The organism is Streptomyces sp. NPDC055239 (genome assembly GCF_053606205.1).
In genome coordinates this window covers 241654-264430 of record NZ_JBSGRD010000014.1, presented here as the reverse complement: position 1 = coordinate 264430, position 22777 = coordinate 241654, and the positions used below count along the sequence as shown (strand labels likewise).

Here is a 22777-nt window from a genome sequence, read left to right as displayed (position 1 = left end):
GGCCCGCCCCCGAAGGGACGGGCCCGCTGCCTCAGTTCACTCGCTCAAGCGTCAGCGTCAGCTGTTGCGCTTCCAGCGCGGCTTGTCGTCGCGGCGGCCGAAGGAGCCGGTGCCGGTGCCGGAGCGGTCACGGTTGAACGCCGGGCGGTCGTGGCCGCCGGAGCGGGCGCCGCCCGCGGGGCGGTCGTCGCGACGGTCACGGTTGAACGGACGGTCGCTGCCGCGGTGGCCGCCGGAGGGGCGGTCGTCGCGACGGAAGCCGGAGCCGGAGCCCGAGCCACGGTTGTCGTCACGGCGGTCGCCGCCACGGAAGCCGCCCGAGGGACGGTCGTCACGGCGGAAGCCGGAGCCGGAGCCCGAGCCGCCACCACGGTTGTCGTCACGACGGTCACGGTTGAAGCCGCCGCCCGAGGGACGGTCGTCGCGACGGAAGCCGGAGCCACCGCCACGGTTGTCGTCACGGCGGTCGCGGTTGAAGCCGCCACCACCCTCACGGCGGTCGCCGCCACGGAAGCCGGAGCCACCGCCACGGTTGTCGTCACGACGCTCGAAGGAACGGCCACCACCACGGCTGTCGTTGCCGCGGTCGCGGTTGAAGCCGCCACCACCCTCGCGACGGTCGCCGCCACGGAAGCCGGAGCCACCGCCACGGTTGTCGTCACGACGCTCGAAGGAACGGCCACCGCGGTCGTCACGGCGCTCACGCTCGTAGTTGCCACGGTCGTCGCGCTGCGGACGACGCTCCTCGCGGGCGGCGACGGGCTGCTCCGGGACGGAGACAGCGGCCTCGACGACGGCCTCGGCGGCGGCGGTGGCCTCGGCGACCGCGGTCTCCGGGTCGTCGCCACGCTCGCGGGCGGCACGCGCGGTGAGGCGCGAGGCCTCCTCGCGCAGCTCCGTCGCGCGGCGGGTCGCGCGCTCCAGCTCCTTGGTGAGGTCCTTGACCTCACGCTCGGCCTGGGTCGCGGCGTTGCCCGCGGAGTCGGCCTGCACCTCGGTCATCGAACGGGCGCCGGTGATGTCGGCGACCTCCGGGTCGAAGGTGCCGCCGCCGTTGATGATGTGACGCGAGGCGTCGACGCCCGCGTCCTCCATCAGACGGAAGATCTGACGGCGCTGGTGCGGCAGGGACAGCGAGACGACCGTGCCGGAGCGGCCCGCGCGAGCGGTACGCCCTGAACGGTGCAGGTAGTCCTTGTGGTCGCCGGCCGGGTCCACGTTCAGGACCAGGTCGATGCCGTCGACGTGGATGCCTCGGGCGGCGACGTCGGTCGCGACGAGCGCGTTGACGTGGCCCTTCTTGAAGTCCTCAAGAACGCGCGTACGAGCACCCTGCGTCATGCCGCCGTGCAGCGCGTCGGCCTTCACACCGGACTCGCAGAGCTGCTCGGCGATGCGGTCGGCGCCCAGCTGGGTGCGGACGAAGATGATCGTGCGGCCCTTGCGCGCGGCGATGGCGGCCGTGACGGGCGCCTTGTCGCGGGGCTTCACGATCAGGATGTGGTGCGTCATGGTCGTGACGTTGCCCTGGGCGCTGTCGACCTCGTGCGTCACCGGGTTGGTCAGGTAGCGCTTGACCAGCGTGGAGATCTCGTTCTCCATCGTGGCCGAGAACAGCATGCGCTGGCCGCCGGACGGAACCTGGTCGAGCAGCTCGGTGACCTCGGGCAGGAAGCCCAGGTCGGACATCTGGTCGGCCTCGTCGAGCACCGCGATCTGGGTGTTCTCGAGGGAGCAGGCACCGCGGCTGATGATGTCGCGCAGACGGCCCGGGGTGGCGACGAGGATGTCGACGCCGCGCTCGAGGGCGTAGATCTGGTTGCCCATGGACGTACCGCCGCAGACGACCTTCATCTTCAGGCCGAGCACGTCGCCGTACGGCTGGAGCGCGTCCGCGACCTGCATCGCGAGCTCACGCGTCGGGGTCAGGATGACGCCGCGGGGCTTCTTCTTCTCGGTGCGGCCCTCGGACGCCAGGGTCGCCAGCATCGGGAGGCCGAAGGAGAGGGTCTTGCCGGAGCCGGTGCGGCCACGGCCGAGGATGTCCTTGCCGGCCAGGGCGTCCGGGATGGTCGCGGCCTGGATCGGGAAGGGGGCGGTCACGCCGTTCTGGGCGAGCTTGCGGACGATGCTCTCGGGCAGCCCGAGGTCGCCGAAGGTGGGACCGGTCTCGGTGTCTTCGTCGGCCGCTTCGGCCTTGTCGTCGGTCTTGTCGTCGGCCTCTTCGGCCTTGTCAGCCTTGTCTTCGGCCTTGTTGTCGGCCTTGACGGCCTCTGCAGCAGCCTCGGTCTCGACTACGACCTGCTCGGCGGCTTCCACGACGTCCGCGGCCTGGACGGCTTCGACGACCTCGACTGCTTCGACGGTCGTCTCGTTCTCGGGCAGGACGGCGTGGTCAGAATGAGAAATGGACATGCGAAATGCGAAACCTTCCGGAGTCTCGGCACGCGCCCGTCAACTCCGTGATTTCGCAATGGACCGCCTCTATGCGGTCAGCCACGGCAAGGGAGAGTACGCGCCACGCGGCGCTCTTCTTTTTCGGCGCCGGGCAAATGGGATCAAACGATCTACCACCATACGCACCCAACCCCCCGGAAGGCAAACCACACCCTCCAGGGCACCTTGGATTCCGCACCCCGCAGCTCGTCTCACCTGCGACGAAGCGGGTTTCGGACAGGGGCTCGATCGTTCTCTACAAGGGAGTATTCCCGGTCAAGGCGCTTCTTAAGCGGGCCCGGCCTGCGGTGAAGGCTCCCGCGCCCTGAGTTCGTGCGACCGCTCGCCCAGCTGCGCGCCCGGGTTCGGCTCCTCGTGCGCCGACGACGAGGGCTCCGGAGTGGGCTCAGGGGTCGGGGTCGGCTTCGGAGGATCGGGCGTCGGCGTGGGGCGCGGCGGATCGGGCTTGGTCCGCGTGGGCGAGGGCCGCCCGTCCTTCGTCGGCGGGGCGGGGTCGTCGCCGCCCCCGGACGCGGACGCCGAGGCCTGCGCGGCATCGGAACCGGACCCGCCCGACTTGTCCGACCCCTCCTTGTCTCCGCCGCCGTCCTTGCCTCTGCCCTTGCCCTTGCCCTTGGTCTTGCCGTGCTTGCCACCCTTGGCGTCACCGCGGTTGGCGTCGCCGCCGGCGGCCGATTCGCCGCCCGCGGTGCCACCGCCTCCATCCGGGGCGGCCGCCGCGCTGCGCCCGCCGGGGGAGTGCGCGGGGCCCGGCCCGCCGCCCCCGTCGTCACCGATGCTCATGCAGCCCGCGGTCGCCATGACGGCCACGGCCGCCGCGGTCCACCGGACAGGAACGTACAACTGGCGCACGGCCGAGCACCTCCGAGGCGCTGAGAAGCGGGGACGTACTACCCAACTCCCTTGCCGTGCAAGAGGACACGCACCGCGACGCCCGACCGTCAGCCGTATCCCAGGGCGTGCAGGCGCTCGTCGTCGATCCCGAAGTGATGTGCGACTTCGTGCACCACCGTGATCTCGGTCTCCGCGACGACCTCCTCGCGCGACGCGCACATGCGCAGCGTCGGCCCCCGGTAGATCGTGATCCGGTCGGGCAGCACGCCCGCGTACCACTCGCCCCGGTCCGTCAGCGGAGTCCCTTCATAGAGCCCGAGCAGCTCGGGATCCTCGGCGGGTGGTTCGTCCTCCACGAACACCGCCACGTTGTCCATCAACCGCGTCAACTCGGGAGGAATCCGGTCGAGCGCCTCGGCGACCAGTTCCTCGAACTCTTCCCGCGTCATCTCCAGCACACCCCCATTGTCAGCCACCGCCCCGCATAGCCGCCTCTCCCCCTGGGCATACCGGACCAATGGCCCGCGACTTCCGTGCGCTCGCCGCCCTCGTACGCCACTACCGGTCCCGCCACCCTCGCCCGGTCGGCGAGCTCGTCAGCCCTCCCCATCCGTACGGCCGCGCCGCGGGCCTGGTCGCGGTCGTCCTGTTCGGCGCCTGGCTCGGCCTGCTGATCGTGGGCAGCGTGCACGCGCCGGTCGGCCCGATGGACACGCGGATGACGCTGCGCCCCTCGCTCACCGGCGGCACGAAGATCAACGTCTCGCCGCTCGGCGACCTCGAACTGCGCTCGCACATCGCACCCATCCGCCTCGACGTGGACGTGAACCGCCTGGACCCGGTCCGCTCCCAGGCCCTGGTCGACCACCCCGAGCGGCTCTCCGGCCTCCAGGACGAGGTGACCAAGGACGTCGAACACGGCACGCTCGACCTGGCCGTACGCTCCTGCGCGGCCGTCGTCGCGGGCGCCACGGGCCTTGGCCTCGCGGTCTACCGCCGCCCGCGCAGGGCCCTGGCGGCAGGCGGCCTCGCCTTGGCCCTCCTCGCCGCGTCGGGCGCGGCGGCGTACGCGACGTGGAACCCGAAGTCGGTCCTGGAACCAAAATTCTCCGGCCTGCTCAGCAGCGCCCCGTCGGTGGTCGGCAACGCCCGCAACATCGTCAGCGAATTCGACATCTACCAGCAGGAACTGGCGCGCCTGGTCACCAATGTGACGAAGCTGTACGACGCGACGTCGACGCTTCCCGCGTACCAGCCGGACCCGTCCACGATCCGCGTCCTGCACGTCTCGGACATCCACCTCAATCCGGCGAGCTGGAAGATCATCGCCTCGCTCGTCGATCAGTACGACATCAACGCCATCGTCGATTCCGGCGACACGATGGACCACGGCAGCGCGGCCGAGAACGCGTTCCTCGACCCGATCGAGGACCTGGGCGCCCCGTACATCTGGGTCCGGGGCAACCACGACTCGGCCACCACCCAGCGCTATCTGCAACGGATGAAGAACGTCCACGTCCTGGACGAGGGCAGTGCGGTGTCGGTCGCGGGGCTGCGGTTCGCGGGGACGGGCGATCCGCAGTACACGCCGGACCGCTCGGTGCGGGCGGAGGGCGAGCCCGTCGAGAAGATGGCGGGCATCCGCCTCGCCTCCGCCCTGCGCGACCAGCAGGCGGCCGGTACGCCCGTCGACGTCGCCGTCGCGCACAACCCTGACGCGGCGCGGGAGACGGACGGCGAGGTGCCGCTGGTCCTCGCGGGGCATGTGCACCACCAGGAGATGGAGGTCTTGAAGCGGGGTACGCGGCTGCGCATCGAGGGGTCGACGGGCGGGAGCGGGTTGCGGGCCGTGGAGGGCAAGTACCCCGACCCGGTCGAGGCGTCCGTCCTCTACCTGGACCGGGACACCCGGCGCCTCCAGGCGTGGGACGAGATCAAACTGGGCGGCCTCGGCCTGACGAAGGCGGAGGTCAGCCGCCATCTGCCCAAGGAGAACCAGCCCGGGGCGACTCCGTCTCCGTCCCCTCCGAGCCGGTCGCCCGGGGGCGGTACCCCGGCCCCCCGATAACCGTTTTGGCGATAGCTCCCCGCATCCCATATGCTTCTCACGTCCCCGACGCGCTGCAAAGCGCCCAGGTGGGCCCTTAGCCCTCATCGTCTAGTGGCCCAGGACGCCGCCCTTTCAAGGCGGTAGCACGGGTTCGAATCCCGTTGGGGGCACGCAACACCTTGTGCGAGACTAGTGCTCGCACAATGCTTGGTCCTGTGGAGCAGTTTGGAGTGCTCGCCACCCTGTCAAGGTGGAGGCCGCGGGTTCAAATCCCGTCAGGACCGCTTGCGATTCCTTGAATCGCGTGGCTGGGTAGCTCAGTTGGTACGAGCGATCGCCTGAAAAGCGATAGGTCGCCGGTTCGATCCCGGCCCCAGCCACCTCTTCGAAGGCCCCGTCCAGTTACTGGACGGGGCCTTCGCCGTACCCCGGGGCGGGGGCGCCATCAATCCACCCCGCATCACCCCTGCACGAACGGACCTCTCCCACCCACCCGCCCGATCGCCCCGCATCCACTCCCGAACGAACAGGCTTTTCCCGCCCACCCATCCGATTGCCCCGCGATGCCAAAGGGTGGGGTGGGTGCGAGTGAGGTGGGGGTGGGTGGTCTGCATGCACCGGGGAGGGTGGGATCGGTCGGATGAGGCGGGGCGGGCGGGCGACCTGCACGCACCGCGAGGGTGGGGCAGTGGTCGGCGCAGCAGCGCGACGCACCCCAGCCATGAGGACCGGCCCCCACGCACCCGCAGTCGGCATCGAGACGCGAGGGGACGTGTCGGTATTTCCGCCCGGAGCACGGTAAGCAGCACTCCCCCGCCGAAGCAGACACACGCCCACCAGCGGATGGCGAGGACGGACATACCGGCGCGGCCCCGCCCCCACACACGGACCGGAACCGCCCCGCCGCTCACCCCGCCGCCGGAACCACCGCATGCGCCCCCGCCTTCTCCCTGCCCCCAGGATGCCGATGGCGCCACACCCAGAACACCGCGCTCGCAAGCACCGCCCACCCCGCGAGCACCAGGAACGGAAACGCGTGCTGGTGGCCGCCGAAGTACACCGCCGTGTGCTGCGCGTTCACCGATGCCCCGGGTGGCAACCAGCGGCCGATGTGGCCGAGTACCGAAGGAAGCAGCGGCCACGAGACCGCCCCGCCCGACGACGGGTTGCCGAGCAGCACCATCAGGCCCCACGTGGGAATCATCGCCCAGCGCCCGAACAACGTGTTGAACATCGAGAACACCATCCCCGACGTGAACATCGTCAGCGCCAGGATCAGCCACGACTCGACGAACGGCAGATCCACCGCCCCCAGCCACCAGTCCACCACCGCCGCGATCACGAACCCGCCGAGCAGCGCGTAGAGCATCGTGAAGCCGATCCGCTCCGCCGGGTTCAGACCCCGCGCGTGCACGCTCAGCTGGATCGCCCCGACGAAGCCGATGATCACCGCAGCCAGCGAGATGTAGAAGATCGCGAGCCCCCGCGGGTCACCCTCCTGGAGCGGCTTGATGTCCTTCACCGTCACCGGCACCCCGACCTGCTCGCCCACCTTCGGCGCGGTCTCCGCGAGCACCTGGGCGACCGACGCCCCGGAGGCCCCCGAGACGTCGAAGGTCACCTTGCTGCCGGACTCCCCGCCGCCCGGGGACACCGCGAGGATCGCGAAGACCTTCTGCTCCTCCACCGCGTCACGCGCCGCGGCGACGCTGTCGTACTCATGGATCTCCAGGGAAGCGTTCAGCGCCTTCTCCATGCCGCCGAGAAACGCCTTCCCCCGCGTCGCGTCCTGCGCCCCCACCACCGCCGTGGGAATGCGGTGCGGGGTCGGGTCCGCCATGGAGTACGTGTACGAACCCGCGAAGAGCCCCGCCGCCGCGGCCAGGATGAACACCAGCACGATCGCCGGCAGGAACGGCGACTGCTTGAACGCCTCCCACCGCTCACCCCGGGTGGGAGCCCGCCCGTGGGCGCCGTGCGGGTGCTCTTCACGCTCGGACCGGTCAGGGTCACGCTGAGGGTGAGACATATAAGTACGCTAAACCACCCAAAGCGGACTCACCCTCGCTCACCCTCGCTCACTCCTACTCACCCCTGCTCACCCCTGCTCACCCCTGCTCAGCCTCCACAGAGCTACGCCCCCTCCGCCGCCACCCCCGCACCGCAAGCCCCACACCCACCAGCGCCACCACTCCCACAAGCAGCACCGAGTCCGGCACGGCCCGGCCCACGCCCCCCGCCCACCGCTCCACGGCGAACGAGTCATCGACATCGAGCAGCCCCGGCAGCGCGGTGGTCCCGTCGTACGCGAGGAAGAGCGCACCGAGGGCCACGAAGAAGAGGCCCGACAGGAGCGAGGTCGTGTGCAGTTCGAAGCGGCCGATGCGGAAGGAACGCCCCCGCAGCCACCGCCGCCGCCCGAGATCGAAGCGCTCCCAGAGCAGCGCGAGCACGAACAGCGGCACCGCCATCCCCAGCGCGTAGACGGCGAGCAGCAGCCCCCCGTAGACAGGGCTGCCGCTCACCGCCGCCACGGTGAGCACGCTCCCGAGGATCGGCCCCGCGCAGAACCCCGCGAGCCCGTACACCGCCCCCAGCGCGTACACGGAGACCGCGGTCGTCGGCCGGATGCGCCCCGAGAGCTCGGCCATCTTCTTCGAGGCGAATCCCATGCCCACGACCTGCAGCACCCCGAGCGCGATGATCAGCCATCCGGCGACAAGGACCAGTTGGTCCCGGTGCCCGAAGAAGAACCGCCCGGCGACCGAACCCGCCGCGCCGAGCGGTACGAGGGTCGTCGCGAGACCGGCGTAGAAGATGCCGGTCCGGGCGAGCAGCCGCGAGGTCGAGTCGATCGAGTACGCGAAGAAGGCGGGAAGGAGCAGCGCGCTGCACGGGCTCACCAGGGCGAGAAGACCACCCAGGAACGCCGCGAAGTACCCCACATCGGCGGTCACTTCTCCCCCGCCCCGGACGGCTTCGCCGTCTTCGCCGCCTGCTCGATCGCCTGGTCGAAGACCTCGTCCGGCTGCGCACCGGAGATGGGCCGCCCGTTGACCAGGAAGGACGGGGTCGACGTGGCCCCCAGGCCGTACGCCTCCTCCTGGTCCTTCTTCACCGCGGCCTTGGCGCCCGCGCTTCCCGCGTCGTCCGAGAAGCGGCCGATGTCCTTGACCCCGGCCTCCTTCGCGAGCGCCTCGAGCCGGTCGCCCCCGAACCCCTTCTCCTTGGATCCCTCCGCGTACGCCGCCTCGTGGAACTGCCAGAAGCGCCCCTGCTGACCGGCGGCCCACGCGCCCCGCGCGGCCGACTCGGAGTCGGCGCCGAAGATCGGGAAGTTGCGCCACTCGATGCGCAGGGTGCCCTCGTCGACGTACTTCTTCACCAGGTCGGGCTCGGTGTCGCGGGCGAACTTGCCGCAGTAGCCGCACTTGAAGTCGGCGTACTCGATGAGCACGACCGGTGCGTCCTTGCGGCCCTGCGCGAGCGGGTCCTCGGCGTCGCGCCTGGCGAGCTTGGCCAGCTCCGGGTAGACCCCGGCCTGCGGATCGGCGGATACATCGGCGGGGGAGTCGGCGGGCTCCTCCTTGGCGGTGACCGAGGAGGGCTCGTCGGGCTTGGTGGCGCTGTAGGAAGCGGCGCCGAGCAGCAGGGCGACGACGGCTACCCCGGCCCCGATAGCGACGTTCTTCTTGCTGGACTTACTGGGCTTGCTGGGCTTGCTGGGCTTCTTGGACATGGCTGTGCGCTTCTCCTGTTACGTACGTCGATCAAAGGACCCCTGGCTGAGACAGGGGTCTCCTAGACGCGCAGAACGGAGAGTTCTATCGGCGATGGCGGCGCGAGCGCGGGCGGTGCGCGGCCCTGCGTGACGGCGAGCACGGCCTGGTCGGCGCCCCAGGTGCCGGTGGCCGCGTGCGCCTCGTACAGAGCGGGGAGCAGTTCATGTGCCGCACTGGGGCGCGGCGGCGCCACCGGACGGCCCCCGTCGTCCTGCTGCCCGCCCTTGCCGCAGCCGGGCACGCTGTCGGCCTCGTGAACGAACGACGTCGCCGCAGCTCGCGGCTGCTGCGCCGAAGCGGTGGACGCGACGGCGGCGGGCGCACAGAACGCCCCGAGCACGACGAGCAGCACCCCGAGCAAGGGGCACCACGACAGACGCGCACGCGACAACATGCCCGGAATCGTACGTCCCTGGGCGCCCCGCCGGATAAATCGGTTCGCCACCTCCGAGCGGCGGGTGAGATCCTGGACGCCGTATGTCTACGCAGCCTGCCCTCACCCTCGACGCCCTCGCCCCCCGTCTGTCCGAGCTGTCGCTGCGCGACGAGCACCGGATCGGCCGCCGGCTCGAGGGTGCGCGCCGCATCCGCAAGCCCGATGCCCGCGCCACCGTCCTCGCCGAAATCGCGGCGGACGTGGACAAGGCGGCGGCACGGATGGCCGAGCGGGGCAGCCGTCTGCCCAAGATCACGTATCCCGAACAGCTCCCGGTCAGCCAGAAGAAGGACGACATCGCCGAGGCGATCCGCGACCACCAGGTCGTGATCGTCGCGGGCGAGACGGGCTCCGGCAAGACGACGCAGATCCCCAAGATCTGTATGGAGCTCGGCCGCGGTCTGCGGGGCATGATCGGGCACACCCAGCCCCGCCGTATCGCGGCCCGCACGGTGGCCGAGCGCGTGGCCGACGAGCTGAACACCCCGCTCGGCGAGGCCGTCGGCTGGAAGGTCCGCTTCACCGACCAGGTGGGCGGCGACACGTACGTGAAGCTGATGACGGACGGCATCCTGCTGGCCGAGATCCAGACGGACCGCGAGCTGCGCGCGTACGACACGATCATCATCGACGAGGCCCACGAGCGGTCGCTGAACATCGACTTCCTGCTCGGGTATCTGGCCCAGCTGCTTCCCAAGCGCCCGGACCTGAAGGTCGTCATCACCTCGGCGACCATCGACCCGCAGCGGTTCTCCAGACACTTCGGGGACGCCCCGGTCGTCGAGGTCAGCGGCCGTACGTATCCCGTCGAGGTGCGTTATCGCCCGCTCCTCGAAGAGGACTCCGAAGACACGGACCGCGACCAGATCACCGCGATCACGGAGGCCGTCGAGGAGCTCCAGGGCGAGGGCAAGGGCGACATCCTCGTCTTCCTCTCCGGAGAGCGCGAGATCCGGGACACGGCGGACGCGCTGAACAAGAAGAACTACAAGTTCACGGAAGTCCTCCCCCTCTACGCCCGGCTCTCGCACGCCGAGCAGAACCGTGTCTTCCAGCAGCACACCGGAAGACGCGTCGTCCTCGCCACGAACGTCGCCGAGACCTCCCTGACCGTCCCGGGCATCAAGTACGTCATCGACCCGGGCACGGCCCGCATCTCCCGCTACAGCCACCGTACGAAGGTGCAGCGGCTGCCCATCGAGGCGATCAGCCAGGCCAGCGCCAACCAGCGCAAGGGCCGCTGCGGCCGTACGTCCGACGGCATCTGCATCCGCCTCTACTCGGAGGACGACTTCGTCGCACGCCCCGAGTTCACGGACGCGGAGATCCTGCGCACCAACCTCGCTTCGGTCATCCTCCAGATGACGGCGGCCGGGCTCGGCGACATCGAGAAGTTCCCCTTCATCGACCCGCCGGACCACCGCAACATCCGCGACGGCGTCCAACTCCTCCAGGAACTGGGCGCTCTCGACCCCACGCAGAAGGACCCGAAGAAGCGCCTCACCCCGGAGGGCCGCAAGCTGGCCCAGCTGCCGGTGGACCCGCGGCTCGCCCGCATGGTCCTCGAGGCCGACAAGAACGGCTGCGTGCGCGAGGTCATGGTGATCGCCGCCGCGCTCTCCATCCAGGACCCGCGCGAGCGCCCCGCCGAGAAGCAGACGCAGGCCGACCAGCAGCACGCGCGCTTCAAGGACGAGACCTCCGACTTCCTCGCCTTCCTCAACATGTGGCGGTACATCCGCGAGCAGCAGAAGGAGCGCGGCTCGTCCTCGTTCCGCCGGATGTGCAAGTCGGAGTACCTCAACTTCCTGCGGATCCGCGAGTGGCAGGACATCTACACGCAACTGCGTACGGTCGCCAAGCAGATGGGCATCAACCTCAACGAGGACGACGCCCCCGAGCAGCACGTCCACATCTCGCTCCTGTCCGGCCTGCTCTCCCACATCGGGATGAAGGACGTGAAGGAGTCGAAGGACAGCGATCCCAAGCAGCGCGGCGGGCGGGGCGAGTACCTGGGCGCCCGTAACGCCAAGTTCGCGGTCTTCCCCGGCTCGGCCCTCTTCAAGAAGCCCCCGCGCTTCATCATGTCCGCCGAGCTTGTGGAGACGTCCCGGCTGTGGGCCCGCGTCAACGCGCGGATCGAGCCCGAGTGGGTCGAACCGCTCGCCCAGCACCTCCTGAAGCGCACGTACAGCGAGCCCCACTGGGAGAAGGACCAGGCCGCGGTGATGGCGGTCGAGAAGGTGACGCTGTACGGCGTCCCGCTCGTCACCGACCGCAAGGTGAACTACGGCCGCATCGACCCCGAGGTCTCCCGCGACCTGTTCATCCGCAACGCGCTCGTCGAGGGCGACTGGCGCACGCACCACAAGTTCTTCGCCGCCAACCGCCGCCTCCTGACCGAGGTGGAGGAGCTCGAACACCGCGCGCGGCGCCGCGACATCCTCGTCGACGACGAGACGCTCTTCGACTTCTACGACCAGCGGGTGCCCGCCGACGTCGTCTCCGGCGCGCACTTCGACTCCTGGTGGAAGAAGAAGCAGCGCGATGAGCCCGAGCTGCTCGACTTCGAGCGCTCCATGCTCATCAACGAGCGCGCGGGCGACGTGTCGAAGGACGACTATCCCGATACGTGGCGGCAGGGGCCGCTCAAGTTCAAGGTGACGTACCAGTTCGAGCCGGGCGCGGACGCGGACGGCGTCACCGTCCACATCCCGCTCCAGGTCCTGAACCAGGTCACGCCGGACGGCTTCGACTGGCAGATCCCGGGGCTGCGCGAGGAGGTCGTGATCGAGCTGATCCGCTCCCTGCCCAAGCCGATCCGCCGCCACTACGTCCCCGCGCCCAACTACGCGAAGGCGTTCCTGGAGCGCGCGGTGCCTCTCCAAGAGCCGCTGCACGTGACGCTTGCGCGTGAGCTCCAGCGAATGGTCGGCGTACCCGTCTCGCCGGACGACTTCGACCTCACCCACGTACCGGACCACCTGAAGATCACGTTCCGGATCACCGACGAGCGGCGCAAGAACCTCTCCGAGGACAAGGACCTCGAGGCGCTCAAGCTCCAGCTCCGCCCGAAGGCCCGCAAGGCGCTCTCCCAGGCGGCTGCCGCGACGGCGGAGAAGACGGGCGGCTCAGCGATCGAGCGCTCCGGGCTCACGGACTGGTCCATCGGCTCCCTCAGCCGCGTCTTCGAGACGCGTCGCGCGGGCCAGCCGGTGAAGGCGTACCCCGCCCTCGTGGACGACGGCTCCGCGGCGAACACCGTCTCCGTACGCCTCTTCGACACGGAGGCCGAGCAGCAGCAGGCGATGTGGAAGGGCACGCGGCGCCTCATCCTGCGCAACATCCCCGTGAATCCGGCCAAGTTCGCATCGGACAAGCTGACCAACGCCCAGAAGATCGCCCTGTCCGCGAACCCGCACGGCTCCATCCAGGCGCTCTTCGCCGACTGCGCCATGGCGGCGGCGGACAAGCTCATCGGCGACTTCGGCGGTCCCGCCTGGGACGAGGAGTCGTACCGCAAGCTGTACGAGAAGGTGCGCGCGGAGATCGTCGACACCACGGTCCGCACGGTGAGCCAGGTCCAGCAGGTCCTCGCCGCCTGGCAGGCCTGCGAGCGCCGCCTGAAGTCGACGAGGAGCCCGACGCTCCTGGCCAACCTCACGGACGTACGGGCGCAGTTGGACGCCCTCGTCGGCCCCGGCTTCGTCACGGCCACGGGGATCCGCCGCCTGGCGGACCTGATGCGCTACATGGTGGCCGCCGACCGGCGCCTCCAGCAGATGCCGACGAACGTCCAGCGGGACACCTCGCGCATGGACAAGGTCCACGAGATGCAGGACGAGTACGCCTGGCTCCTGGAACAGCTCCCGCAGGGCCGTCCTGTCCCCCGGGAGGTCCTGGACATCCGCTGGATGCTGGAGGAGCTCCGCGTCAGCTACTTCGCCCACGCGCTCGGCACCGCGTACCCCGTCTCGGACAAGCGGATCGTGAAGGCGATCGACGCGGCCGCACCGTGATCACCCCGGCACCCTGGGTGAGTTCGACCGCCGGGCCTGCGCTGCTGTAGAGTCCTGTCTCGCAGCGCAACGCAGCAATCAGCGCCGCAAAGCAAGGTCCTGTGGAGCAGTTTGGAGTGCTCGCCACCCTGTCAAGGTGGAGGCCGCGGGTTCAAATCCCGTCAGGACCGCAGTAAGAAGAGGGCCCGCATCCGACAAGGATGCGGGCCCTCTTCGCGTGCGCCATCACGCCCCGCCTCGCACGCCACCCTGTCGAGGCGGAGGCCGCGCCCGCGGCGCAGCCGCAATCAGAGACAGCAAATCCCGTCAGGACCGCAGTAATAGAGGGGCCGCACTCATCGAGTGCGGCCCCTCTTGCATGCCCGCTGCACGCGGCCCGTTCCCGTGCCCGCACCTTGACTGCGTCACATTCCGCCGGTACCTAGACATCAGGGAGCGGGGCGGGACCGGTCCCCATCTGGAGGTGTCGCATGACGGCTTCGGCGGCGTCCGCACGGCACGAGACACGCGCTCTGTTGCGCGCCCACCTGTCCGCTGCGATGAGCTATCGCCACGCGACCCGGCACTGCCCGATCTGCCACCGGCTCGAACGCCTCGCCCTGGAGGCCCCTTCGGCCGCTCAAGGCGACTGCGAGGGCGTCCTGGAGCCGGGCGAGGACGAAAGTCCCCCCAACGCGTGACCAAAGCCGACCCGCGACCCACCCCGGTGGTGGGAAGGTGAGGGGGAGGACCTCGGGCGCGCGGAGCCAACTCCCCTGCGCGGGCCGGGATCTCCTCTAGCTCAGAGGTATCGCAGGCAACAAGGTTCCCGGCATGTGACGGGTGTCACCGAACTTGTTTTGGAAACCCTCGAACTTACACCCGTCTTACAACCAGTCAATTTAATATGTGCAATTGCACCGCCCCGCAGCCACCGCGAACAGCGTCCACCCGGGCGCCACAAGGCCGGCGGAAGTGCGGCGCCACAGCCTCCCCACAGCGCGGCCCCAGCACCCCTCAGAGACCAACAAGCCCGCTCACGGCGGTGCTCACCAGGACCTCTCGGGCGCACAAAAAAGATCGCGCTGGACCCGGCGGAGTCCAGCGCGATCTTTGACGACTCACCCATGAGGCTCAGGCGTGGGGCCCGTTGGGGCGGGACCCGCGTCGCGTGTAGCTAAAAGTCGGACGTTGCGGCTGGATTGGGGGACCCAGCAGCGGTCGTACTCTTCGTCCGGGTACTGCGGTTATGCGGCAAATCAGGCCTCGCTGCGCTGCTGCGGGATACCCGCGAGCAGCGCGCGAACCTCGGCCTCGCGGTAACGGCGATGGCCGCCGAGCGTGCGAATCGACGTGAGCTTGCCAGCCTTGGCCCAACGCGTCACCGTCTTGGGGTCGACGCGGAACATCGTGGCAACCTCAGCCGGGGTCAGCAGCGGCTCGGCATCAGGGGTGCGAGCGGTCATGAGCGGCCTCCTCGGAGAACCGAACCTTCTCGGTTCATTCCTCTAAATTCTGCACCTTGACCCGCGTTGCCCGAAATGGCGGACGCGGGTCGAGTCGGTTATAGGACGAACGGCTTGTCTTCGGCACTACAACTACACCATCCGTCCAGCCACGTCGGCCAAACCGATGGAATTGCCCTCCCAGGTGTCTATCAGCGACGGAAGCCGATGGACCATGCCATAGCGGACAGTCACGCCACAGTGACGATCAGTCACAGAGCGATCAGGAGACAACAGACTTCCCATAGCGTGCAATACCGAGTAATCCGCCCTTACATGGACGGAAGGAGCCCTCCCCGGACTCCTTGTCCTATTTTGGCACGAGGGGGGGTGATGGGCGCAAGGGGGCAGTAAGTGCGGTCCGTCACGCTTGAGACAAAAGCCCGGATCAGGACCTACGTCCCGTGTAGGCGCCGCGTAGGAACGCCCCGTAGGGATGACCTGGGAACGCCGCGCTGACGTCAGTTGACGTCAGTTCGAGAACTGGCGGTCCCGGACCGCCCTCCATCGCTCCATGAGCCTCGCATACGCCTCGCCGGCCCCCTCGCCGTCGCCGCTCCGCAGCGCCTCGATCCCCTCCGCCACATCCGCCGCCGAGTGGTCCTCGTCGAGCTGGTCCTCGGAGAGGGCGTGCACGAGCCCGCCGTAGTCGAGCTCGACCAGGGAGCGCGGATGGAACTCCTCGAGCCAGCGGCCCACGTCCATGAGCCCGTCGACGAGCGGCCCCTCCTCGATCGTGTCCCGCAGCGTCCGCAGGCCGCGGGCCACCCGGCGCCGCGCCTGCACCATCGGCGTCCGGTAACGCAGGACGGGCGCACAGGCCGCCGCCTCGCCCTCCTCGCGCCCCTCCTCGTATCCCTCGTAGCCCTTCTCGAACTGACGTTCCTCGTCCGAGACGAGTACGAACCAGTTCAGCGGCACCTGCCACGTGGACGTACGGATCCAGGGGCGCGCGTCGGGGTTGCGGGCAAGCCATTGTTCGTAGTCCGCGGCCGTCTGGCGGCGCACCACCGGCGGCAGGACCGCGTCCAGGACCGGCGGCGGCAGTTGCCCGGCCAGATCCCCCAGGGCCTGCCAGCCGCGCAGCCGGGTGCGCCAGGGGCAGACGCACACCACCCCGTCGGCCTCCACCACGAACGCGTCGCTGCTCTCGTGCACCGGCACGGGGACCGGCGGCGTGGGCAGCAAATCGGCCAGGGAGCGCCGGAGTTCGTCCTGGTACGAGGGGCGGTCGGCGCGGCGCGCGTAACGCGCCCAATGGCCGCGCTCGGGCTCCGGGAAGGCTGCGAGAGGCTCATAGACGCGCAAGTAGGACGCGTACGGGACGATCAACGAAGAGACCTTGGGCACGGCTGCTCCCTCCCCCGCGTACCGGCTGGAAAACACTGCAAATCGTGCCATGGCCGAACTCCGCCGTGCTTCCGGCGCGACAGGAGAGGGTGATCCTCGGCACTGCGCGGTCAGCGGGTTCTCACAGGCTCTAGTCTCATGCCCATCGGGCCCCGCCACCCGCACGGGTGCCCGCCCAACCGCCGCCACTTGACCGGGAGTCACCACAGTGACCGAAGAAGACAACGGCGTCCTGCACACCCTGTTCCACTCGGACCAGGGGGGCCATGAGCAAGTAGTGCTCTGCCAGGACCGTGCCAGCGGCCTCAAGGCCGTCATCGCCATCCACTCCACCGCCCTGGGCCCGGCCCTCGGCGGCACCCGCTTCTACCCGTACGCGAGCGAGGAAGCCGCCGTCGCGGACGCGCTGAACCTCGCGCGCGGCATGTCGTACAAGAACGCCATGGCCGGACTCGACCACGGCGGCGGCAAGGCCGTGATCATCGGCGACCCGGAGAAGATCAAGAGCGATGAGCTCCTGCTCGCCTACGGCCGCTTCGTGGCCTCGCTCGGCGGCCGCTACGTGACCGCGTGCGATGTCGGTACGTACGTCGCCGACATGGACGTCGTCGCACGCGAGTGCCGCTGGACGACGGGACGCTCCCCGGAGAACGGCGGCGCCGGCGACTCCTCCGTGCTCACCGCCTTCGGTGTCTTCCAGGGCATGCGCGCATCGGCCGACCACCTGTGGGGCGACCCGTCGCTGCGCGGCCGCAAGGTCGGCGTCGCGGGCGTCGGCAAGGTCGGCCACCACCTCGTGGAGCACCTCCTCGAGGACGGCGCCGAGGTGGTGATCACGGATGTACGGGAGGAGTCCGTGCGCCGCGTCATCCACAAGCACCCGTCCGTGACGGCCGTCGCCGACACCGACGCGCTGATCCGGGTCGAGGGCCTCGACGTGTACGCCCCCTGCGCGCTCGGCGGCGCCCTGAGCGACGAATCCGTGCCGGTGCTCACCGCGAAGGTGGTCTGCGGCGCGGCCAACAACCAGCTCGCGCACCCCGGCGTGGAGAAGGACCTGGCCGACCGCGGGATCCTCTACGCGCCCGACTACGTGGTGAACGCGGGCGGCGTGATCCAGGTCGCCGACGAGCTGCACGGCTTCGACTTCGACCGGTGCAAGGCGAAGGCGTCAAAGATCTTCGACACCACTCTTGCCATATTCGCTCGCGCAAAGGTGGACGGTATTCCTCCGGCCGCCGCGGCCGACAGGATCGCCGAGCAGCGGATGGCGGAGGCCCGCCGCCCCTGACCCCGGGAGCACCGTGAGAGGGCCCCGCCGACGTGCGCGAGAGACAAGACTCACCCCCGTCGGCGGGTCGCCCGACAAGAAGAGGTTAAAATCGCAGTTGACCAGCGAGGACGGGGCTCCTCGCGGGTTCTGCGCTGAGGCGCGTCCTGCGGGCGACGTACCGTATGGCCGCAGGAGCAGGTACCGTGGAAGCCCTACGGACCGGCCTCTCCACGGAGAGCCCGTTCCTGATCATGAACGCGTGTCAAGACTCTGGGGTCACCAAGCCCCATATCCGAGGGGGTCGAGCCATGGGGCGCGGCCGGGCAAAGGCCAAGCAGACGAAGGTCGCCCGCCAGCTGAAGTACAGCAGCGGCGGGACTGACCTCTCGCGTCTGGCCAATGAGCTGGGCGCTTCGACTTCGCAACAGCCGCCGAACAGCGAGCCGTTCGAAGACGACGACGAGGAAGAAGACGACCCGTACGCCCAGTACGCGGATCGCTATAACGACGACGAAGACGAGGACTCTTCCGACGAGTCCGGTTCTTCGCCGCAGCGCCGCGGCGCTTGACCTCGTTGCATTCGTAGCACTTGCAGTATTCGCAGTTCTCGTAGCAACTGCACTTCACCCGGTCCGGGGTGGTCGTCACACCGGACCGGGTTTTGTGCTGCCCTGGGGCGCCTACTTCGCGTAGTCACCGATGAGCTCAGCGCCGGTCGTGTGCTCGCCGCGCTCGGTGATCTCACCGGCGATCCAGGCGTCCACACCGCGGTCCGCGAGGGTCGCCAGGGCCGCGTCGGCGGACTCCTCGGGGACGATCGCCATCATGCCGACGCCCATGTTCAGCGTCTTCTCCAGCTCCAGGCGCTCGACCTGGCCCGCCTTGCCGACCACGTCGAAGACCGCGCCCGGCGTCCAGGTCTCGCGGTCGACGATCGCGTGCAGACCGTCCGGGATGACCCGGCCCAGGTTCGCCGCGAGGCCGCCGCCCGTGATGTGGCTGAAGGCGTGGACGTCCGTGGTGCGGGTGAGCGCCAGACAGTCCAGGGAGTAGATCTTGGTGGGCTCCAGGAGCTCCTCGCCGAGCGTGCGGCCGAACTCCTCGACCTTGCGGTCCAGGGTCCATCCCGCGCGGTCGAAGACCACGTGCCGGACGAGCGAGTACCCGTTCGAGTGAAGCCCGGAGGACGCCATGGCGATCACCGCGTCACCCTGCCGGATGCGATCGGGGCCGAGCACACGGTCGGCCTCCACCGCGCCCGTTCCGGCGCCCGCCACGTCGAAGTCGTCCGGACCCAGGAGACCCGGGTGCTCGGCCGTCTCGCCGCCGATGAGGGCGCAGCCCGCGAGCACACAGCCCTCGGCGATGCCCTTCACGATGGCGGCGACACGCTCGGGGTGAACCTTGCCGACGCAGATGTAGTCGGTCATGAAGAGCGGCTCCGCGCCGCACACCACGATGTCGTCCATGACCATCGCGACCAGGTCGTGCCCGATGGTGTCGTACACGCCGAGCTGGCGGGCGAGGTCCACCTTCGTGCCGACACCGTCGGTGGCGGAGGCGAGCAGGGGGCGCTCGAAGCGCTTGAGGGCGGAGGCGTCGAAGAGTCCGGCGAAGCCGCCGATGCCGCCGAGGACCTCGGGGCGCTTCGTCTTCTTCACCCACTCCTTCATCAGCTCGACGGCGCGGTCGCCCGCCTCGATGTCTACGCCTGCGGCTGCGTAGCTGGCACCAGTGGTCTCAGGCATGGGGGATGAGAGCTTTCGTGTCGTTACTACGGGTGGCTTACGGGCGACGGATCGCGTCGGCCGCAGCGGTGGACGCCGGACCGGCGGCCAGCTCCGTCTCCAGGAGCTGCTTGCCGAGCAGCTCGGGGTCGGGAAGGTCCATCGGGTACACGCCGTCGAAGCAGGCGCGGCAGAGGTTCGGCTTGTCGATGGTGGTGGCCTCGATCATGCCGTCGATGGAGATGTACGAGAGGGAGTCGGCGCCCATGGACTTGGCGATCTCGTCGATCGTCATGCCGTTGGCGATGAGCTCGGCGCGGGTCGCGAAGTCGATGCCGAAGAAGCAGGGCCACTTCACGGGCGGGGACGAGATCCGGATGTGGATCTCGGCGGCTCCGGCCTCGCGGAGCATCTTGACCAGGGCGCGCTGGGTGTTGCCGCGCACGATCGAGTCGTCGACGACGACAAGACGCTTGCCCTTGATGACTTCCTTGAGGGGGTTCAGCTTCAGACGGATGCCGAGCTGGCGGATCGTCTGCGAGGGCTGGATGAAGGTCCGGCCGACGTAGGCGTTCTTGACGAGGCCGACGCCGAAGGGGATGCCGGAGGCTTCCGCGTAACCGACCGCGGCGGGTGTTCCGGACTCCGGTGTCGCTATGACGAGGTCGGCCTCGGCCGGAGCTTCCTCGGCGAGTTTTCTACCCATCTCGACACGCGAGAGGTAGACGTTCCGGCCGGCGATGTCGGTGTCGGGGCGCGCCAGATAGACGTACTCGAAGACACAGCCCTTGGGCTTCGCTTCCGCGAATCGGGCCGTTCGCAGTCCGTTCTCGTCGACCGCGATGAACTCACCGGGCTCGACCTCGCGGACGTAGCTCGCGCCGCAGATGTCGAGCGCGGCGGACTCCGACGCGACGACCCAGCCGCGCTCCAGGCGGCCCAGGACCAGCGGGCGGATGCCCTGCGGGTCGCGTGCCGCGTACAGCGTGCCCTCGTCCATGAAGACGAGGGAGAAGGCGCCCTGAACGTCCGGGAGGACCTTCATGGCGGCGTCTTCGATGCTCAGCGGCTTGCCGTCGCCGTCCGTCTGGCCCGCGAGGAGAGCCGTCACCAGGTCGGTGTCGTTGGTCGCCGCGACCTGGGTCGCGCGGCCGTTCTCCTTGGGCAGTTCGGCGACGAGCTCGGCGAGCTGGGCCGTGTTGACGAGGTTGCCGTTGTGCCCGAGCGCGATGGAGCCGTGCGCGGTGGCACGGAACGTCGGCTGGGCGTTCTCCCATACGGAGGCCCCGGTGGTCGAGTAGCGGGCGTGACCGACCGCGATATGACCTCGGAGGGAGCTGAGAGAGGTTTCGTCAAAGACCTGGGAAACGAGCCCCATGTCCTTGAAGACAAGGATCTGGGAGCCGTTGCTGACCGCGATTCCCGCGGACTCCTGGCCTCGATGCTGGAGGGCGTACAGCCCGAAGTAAGTGAGCTTGGCGACCTCTTCACCCGGAGCCCAGACACCGAAGACGCCGCAAGCGTCCTGGGGGCCCTTCTCGCCGGGGAGCAGATCATGATTGAGTCGACCGTCACCACGTGGCACGACATCGAGTGTAGGCGAGATCGACCACTGGTCCGAATTGGGGATACAGACCCCGCACGGAGCGTGACGACACCGCCGGGGCGTGCGTGGAGTGCTACGCCCTTGTGAACAGGTGAGCGGAAGCGTTGACAGGGGCCGACGGGTCCCGTGAAGCTCCTGTTCCATGCCCCTGCAGACCCTCGGTGACCCCTCGGTCACCCTTGTGGAGCGCCGCCACGTCGACCTGGTCCGTGTCGCGAGCGCCATCTGTCGCAGCGCTGCCTGAACTCACTCTCTGTCCCACTTCTTCCCGACTCCGGGCACGTGTCACTGCCGTGCGCCGTGCCCGTTCAGGAGCGCCGCCATGTCCTCGTACGACCAGTCCGCCCTGTCCCGACGTGCCTTCGCCGGCGCCGTGGGAGCCGGTGCCGCGACCGCCGTGGGGCTGCCCGCCGCCGCCGAGGCGCAGGAGCGGCCCTTCCGTGCGGCCCCGCGCAGAAGCGGCCGGCGGCCGAACATCCTCTTCATCCTCGGCGACGACCTGGGCTGGGCCGACCTCTCCTCCTACGGGGCCCCGCACATCAAGACCCCGAACCTGGACCGCCTCGCGCGCCAGGGCGTGCGGTTCACCGACGCCTACTCCGGCTCGGCGACCTGCTCGCCGACGCGCTTCAGCCTCTACACGGGGCGCTTCCCAGGACGTACGAAGGGTGGGCTCGCGGAGCCGATCGCGGACAAGTCCGTGGGTCTTGAGCCGACGCATCCCACGCTGGCCTCGCTCCTGAAGGACGCCGGGTACGCGACCGCGCTCATCGGCAAGTGGCACTGCGGCTATCTGCCGGAGTACTCGCCCACCAAGTCGGGCTGGGACGAGTTCTTCGGGAACTTCGGCGGGGCCCTGGAGTACTACTCGAAGCTGGGTCTCGGCGGTGAGTACGACCTCTACGAGGGCGATGTCCAGGAGGGCGACGCCGAGTACAAGGACCTGCGCTACTACACGCGCATCCTGACCGAGCGGGCGAGCGAGTACGTGCGGCGGGACCGGGACCACGGGGACAAGCCCTGGCTGCTCAATCTGAACTTCACCACCCCGCACTGGCCGTGGATAGCGGACGGGGACACCGAGGAGAGCGCCGAGATCGTACGGAGGATCAAGGCGGGCGAGAAGGGCGCGCTCTGGCACCAGGACGGCGGCTCCGTGGAGAAGTACACGGAGATGGTGCAGGACCTGGACCGGTCGGTCGGTGAGGTGCTCAAGGCCCTGAAGAAGTCCGGGCAGGAGGAGGACACCCTGGTCTTCTTCGCCTCCGACAACGGCGGCGAGCGCTTCTCGTACAACTGGCCCCTGTCGGGCAACAAGTCCTCGCTCCAGGAGGGCGGCATCCGCGTGCCGACCATCGTGCGGTGGCCCGCGCGGCTCGACGGCGGGCAGGTCAGCCATGAGCCCGTGTTCACCCCGGACTGGACGGCGACGCTCCTGGAGATCGGCGGGGCGCGGCCGAACCCCGCGTACAAGCTCGACGGGACGAGCCTCGCGCCCTATCTCCTGAAGGGCGAGAAGCTCGCTGAGCGGGAGCTGTTCTGGCGGGTGCGCGGGGAGCGTGCGCTGCGGCGCGGGGAGTGGAAGTACTACCGGGGCAAGAGCGGCGACGACCAGCTCTTCAACCTCGCCGCGGATCAGCGGGAGCAGGCCGACCGGGCCGCGGACGAGCCGAAGCGGCTCGCGGAGCTGAAGGCGGCGTGGGAGAAGACCGACGCGGGGCTGCTGCCCTACCCCTCCGCCTGAACTGAGCCTTAAGCG

The 22777-nt window shown here is 69.4% G+C and carries 18 protein-coding genes and 4 tRNA genes; 11 read left to right on the top strand and 11 right to left on the bottom strand.

Going from position 1 to position 22777, the window contains the following annotated elements; genetic code table 11:
* Positions 1-57: 57 nt before the first annotated feature.
* The 3 genes from ACWFRJ_RS36050 to ACWFRJ_RS36040 all read right to left on the bottom strand — a co-directional run bounded on the left by ACWFRJ_RS36050 (position 58) and on the right by ACWFRJ_RS36040 (position 3749).
* Positions 58-2415, bottom strand: coding sequence for a DEAD/DEAH box helicase (locus ACWFRJ_RS36050; protein ID WP_453540826.1), 2358 nt, complete (start codon positions 2413-2415; stop codon positions 58-60).
* 309 nt (positions 2416-2724) lie between these two features.
* Positions 2725-3309, bottom strand: coding sequence for a hypothetical protein (locus tag ACWFRJ_RS36045; protein WP_453540823.1), 585 nt, complete (start codon positions 3307-3309; stop codon positions 2725-2727).
* A gap of 89 nt (positions 3310-3398) precedes the next feature.
* Complete coding sequence (locus tag ACWFRJ_RS36040) at positions 3399-3749, bottom strand: metallopeptidase family protein (RefSeq protein ID WP_361828642.1); 351 nt, start codon at positions 3747-3749, stop codon at positions 3399-3401.
* Between the two features lie 59 nt (positions 3750-3808).
* Between ACWFRJ_RS36040 and ACWFRJ_RS36035 the strand changes: the two genes are divergently transcribed.
* The 4 genes from ACWFRJ_RS36035 (at position 3809) to ACWFRJ_RS36020 (ending at position 5721) form a co-directional block, all read left to right on the top strand.
* Entirely contained in the window at positions 3809-5359 is a 1551-nt protein-coding gene (locus tag ACWFRJ_RS36035) for a metallophosphoesterase family protein (protein ID WP_453540820.1), read from the top strand.
* A 79-nt stretch (positions 5360-5438) separates the two neighbouring features.
* Positions 5439-5511: transfer RNA gene (locus tag ACWFRJ_RS36030), tRNA-Glu, on the top strand.
* 39 nt (positions 5512-5550) lie between these two features.
* A tRNA-Asp gene (locus ACWFRJ_RS36025) sits at positions 5551-5625 on the top strand.
* 22 nt (positions 5626-5647) lie between these two features.
* Positions 5648-5721: transfer RNA gene (locus ACWFRJ_RS36020), tRNA-Phe, on the top strand.
* A 527-nt stretch (positions 5722-6248) separates the two neighbouring features.
* Here the strand turns inward: ACWFRJ_RS36020 and ACWFRJ_RS36015 are convergent.
* From ACWFRJ_RS36015 to ACWFRJ_RS36000, 4 genes are all read right to left on the bottom strand, one after another.
* A complete protein-coding gene (locus ACWFRJ_RS36015) occupies positions 6249-7370 on the bottom strand; it encodes an ABC transporter permease (protein WP_453540817.1) in 1122 nt (373 codons plus the stop codon).
* 79 nt (positions 7371-7449) lie between these two features.
* Positions 7450-8298, bottom strand: coding sequence for a cytochrome c biogenesis CcdA family protein (locus tag ACWFRJ_RS36010; RefSeq protein WP_453540814.1), 849 nt, complete (start codon positions 8296-8298; stop codon positions 7450-7452).
* The gene (locus tag ACWFRJ_RS36005; RefSeq protein ID WP_453540811.1) at positions 8295-9080 is read right to left on the bottom strand and encodes a DsbA family protein; all 786 of its coding nucleotides are present in this window, start codon (positions 9078-9080) and stop codon (positions 8295-8297) included. Before ACWFRJ_RS36005 ends, ACWFRJ_RS36010 begins: the two co-directional genes overlap by 4 nt.
* Before the next feature lie 62 nt (positions 9081-9142).
* On the bottom strand, positions 9143-9517 hold the full coding sequence (locus tag ACWFRJ_RS36000; RefSeq protein WP_453540808.1) for a hypothetical protein: 375 nt from the start codon (positions 9515-9517) through the stop codon (positions 9143-9145).
* Between the two features lie 83 nt (positions 9518-9600).
* Between ACWFRJ_RS36000 and hrpA the strand changes: the two genes are divergently transcribed.
* The 3 genes from hrpA to ACWFRJ_RS35985 all read left to right on the top strand — a co-directional run bounded on the left by hrpA (position 9601) and on the right by ACWFRJ_RS35985 (position 14258).
* On the top strand, positions 9601-13578 hold the full coding sequence (gene hrpA, locus ACWFRJ_RS35995) for an ATP-dependent RNA helicase HrpA (protein ID WP_453540805.1): 3978 nt from the start codon (positions 9601-9603) through the stop codon (positions 13576-13578).
* A 95-nt stretch (positions 13579-13673) separates the two neighbouring features.
* A tRNA-Asp gene (locus tag ACWFRJ_RS35990) sits at positions 13674-13748 on the top strand.
* 300 nt (positions 13749-14048) lie between these two features.
* Positions 14049-14258 (top strand): DUF6274 family protein, encoded by a 210-nt coding sequence (locus ACWFRJ_RS35985; RefSeq protein ID WP_453540802.1) that lies wholly within the window; start codon positions 14049-14051, stop codon positions 14256-14258.
* Positions 14259-14816: 558 nt separating this feature from the next.
* Here ACWFRJ_RS35985 and bldC read toward each other — a convergent pair.
* Together bldC and ACWFRJ_RS35975 are read right to left on the bottom strand one after the other, a co-directional pair.
* Positions 14817-15023 carry a developmental transcriptional regulator BldC gene (bldC, locus tag ACWFRJ_RS35980; protein ID WP_003949541.1) on the bottom strand — a complete coding sequence of 69 codons (207 nt, stop codon included), beginning with the start codon at positions 15021-15023 and terminating at the stop codon, positions 14817-14819.
* A gap of 510 nt (positions 15024-15533) precedes the next feature.
* Positions 15534-16412 carry a hypothetical protein gene (locus ACWFRJ_RS35975; protein WP_453540799.1) on the bottom strand — a complete coding sequence of 293 codons (879 nt, stop codon included), beginning with the start codon at positions 16410-16412 and terminating at the stop codon, positions 15534-15536.
* 208 nt (positions 16413-16620) lie between these two features.
* Between ACWFRJ_RS35975 and ACWFRJ_RS35970 the strand changes: the two genes are divergently transcribed.
* Together ACWFRJ_RS35970 and ACWFRJ_RS35965 are read left to right on the top strand one after the other, a co-directional pair.
* Positions 16621-17703, top strand: a complete 1083-nt coding sequence (locus tag ACWFRJ_RS35970; protein ID WP_453540796.1) for a Leu/Phe/Val dehydrogenase — start codon at positions 16621-16623, stop codon at positions 17701-17703.
* A gap of 290 nt (positions 17704-17993) precedes the next feature.
* Positions 17994-18254, top strand: a complete 261-nt coding sequence (locus ACWFRJ_RS35965) for a DUF3073 domain-containing protein (RefSeq protein WP_249589047.1) — start codon at positions 17994-17996, stop codon at positions 18252-18254.
* A gap of 111 nt (positions 18255-18365) precedes the next feature.
* Here the strand turns inward: ACWFRJ_RS35965 and purM are convergent, their stop codons facing one another.
* Together purM and purF are read right to left on the bottom strand one after the other, a co-directional pair.
* The gene (gene purM / locus ACWFRJ_RS35960; RefSeq protein WP_453540793.1) at positions 18366-19433 is read right to left on the bottom strand and encodes a phosphoribosylformylglycinamidine cyclo-ligase; all 1068 of its coding nucleotides are present in this window, start codon (positions 19431-19433) and stop codon (positions 18366-18368) included.
* Between the two features lie 37 nt (positions 19434-19470).
* Positions 19471-20997: an amidophosphoribosyltransferase gene (purF, locus tag ACWFRJ_RS35955; RefSeq protein ID WP_453540791.1), complete on the bottom strand. Its 1527-nt coding sequence runs from the start codon at positions 20995-20997 to the stop codon at positions 19471-19473.
* Positions 20998-21160: 163 nt separating this feature from the next.
* On the opposite strand from purF, the gene ACWFRJ_RS35950 reads away from it, so the two are divergent.
* Positions 21161-21262 (top strand): putative leader peptide, encoded by a 102-nt coding sequence (locus tag ACWFRJ_RS35950; protein ID WP_453540788.1) that lies wholly within the window; start codon positions 21161-21163, stop codon positions 21260-21262.
* A gap of 78 nt (positions 21263-21340) precedes the next feature.
* Positions 21341-22762 (top strand): sulfatase family protein, encoded by a 1422-nt coding sequence (locus ACWFRJ_RS35945; protein WP_453540785.1) that lies wholly within the window; start codon positions 21341-21343, stop codon positions 22760-22762.
* Positions 22763-22777: the final 15 nt, after the last annotated feature.

Bases quoted from the DNA above. Each gene is read 5' to 3' on its own strand.
- ACWFRJ_RS36050 (WP_453540826.1), bottom strand. From the start codon at position 2,415: ATGTCCATTTCTCATTCTGACCACGCCGTCCTGCCCGAGAACGAGACG.
- ACWFRJ_RS36035 (WP_453540820.1), top strand. From the start codon at position 3,809: ATGGCCCGCGACTTCCGTGCGCTCGCCGCCCTCGTACGCCACTACCGG.
- ACWFRJ_RS36015 (WP_453540817.1), bottom strand. From the start codon at position 7,370: ATGTCTCACCCTCAGCGTGACCCTGACCGGTCCGAGCGTGAAGAGCAC.
- ACWFRJ_RS36005 (WP_453540811.1), bottom strand. From the start codon at position 9,080: ATGTCCAAGAAGCCCAGCAAGCCCAGCAAGCCCAGTAAGTCCAGCAAG.
- ACWFRJ_RS36000 (WP_453540808.1), bottom strand. From the start codon at position 9,517: ATGTTGTCGCGTGCGCGTCTGTCGTGGTGCCCCTTGCTCGGGGTGCTG.
- hrpA (WP_453540805.1), top strand. From the start codon at position 9,601: ATGTCTACGCAGCCTGCCCTCACCCTCGACGCCCTCGCCCCCCGTCTG.
- ACWFRJ_RS35985 (WP_453540802.1), top strand. From the start codon at position 14,049: ATGACGGCTTCGGCGGCGTCCGCACGGCACGAGACACGCGCTCTGTTG.
- bldC (WP_003949541.1), bottom strand. From the start codon at position 15,023: ATGACCGCTCGCACCCCTGATGCCGAGCCGCTGCTGACCCCGGCTGAG.
- ACWFRJ_RS35965 (WP_249589047.1), top strand. From the start codon at position 17,994: ATGGGGCGCGGCCGGGCAAAGGCCAAGCAGACGAAGGTCGCCCGCCAG.
- purM (WP_453540793.1), bottom strand. From the start codon at position 19,433: ATGCCTGAGACCACTGGTGCCAGCTACGCAGCCGCAGGCGTAGACATC.
- ACWFRJ_RS35950 (WP_453540788.1), top strand. From the start codon at position 21,161: ATGCCCCTGCAGACCCTCGGTGACCCCTCGGTCACCCTTGTGGAGCGC.
- ACWFRJ_RS35945 (WP_453540785.1), top strand. From the start codon at position 21,341: ATGTCCTCGTACGACCAGTCCGCCCTGTCCCGACGTGCCTTCGCCGGC.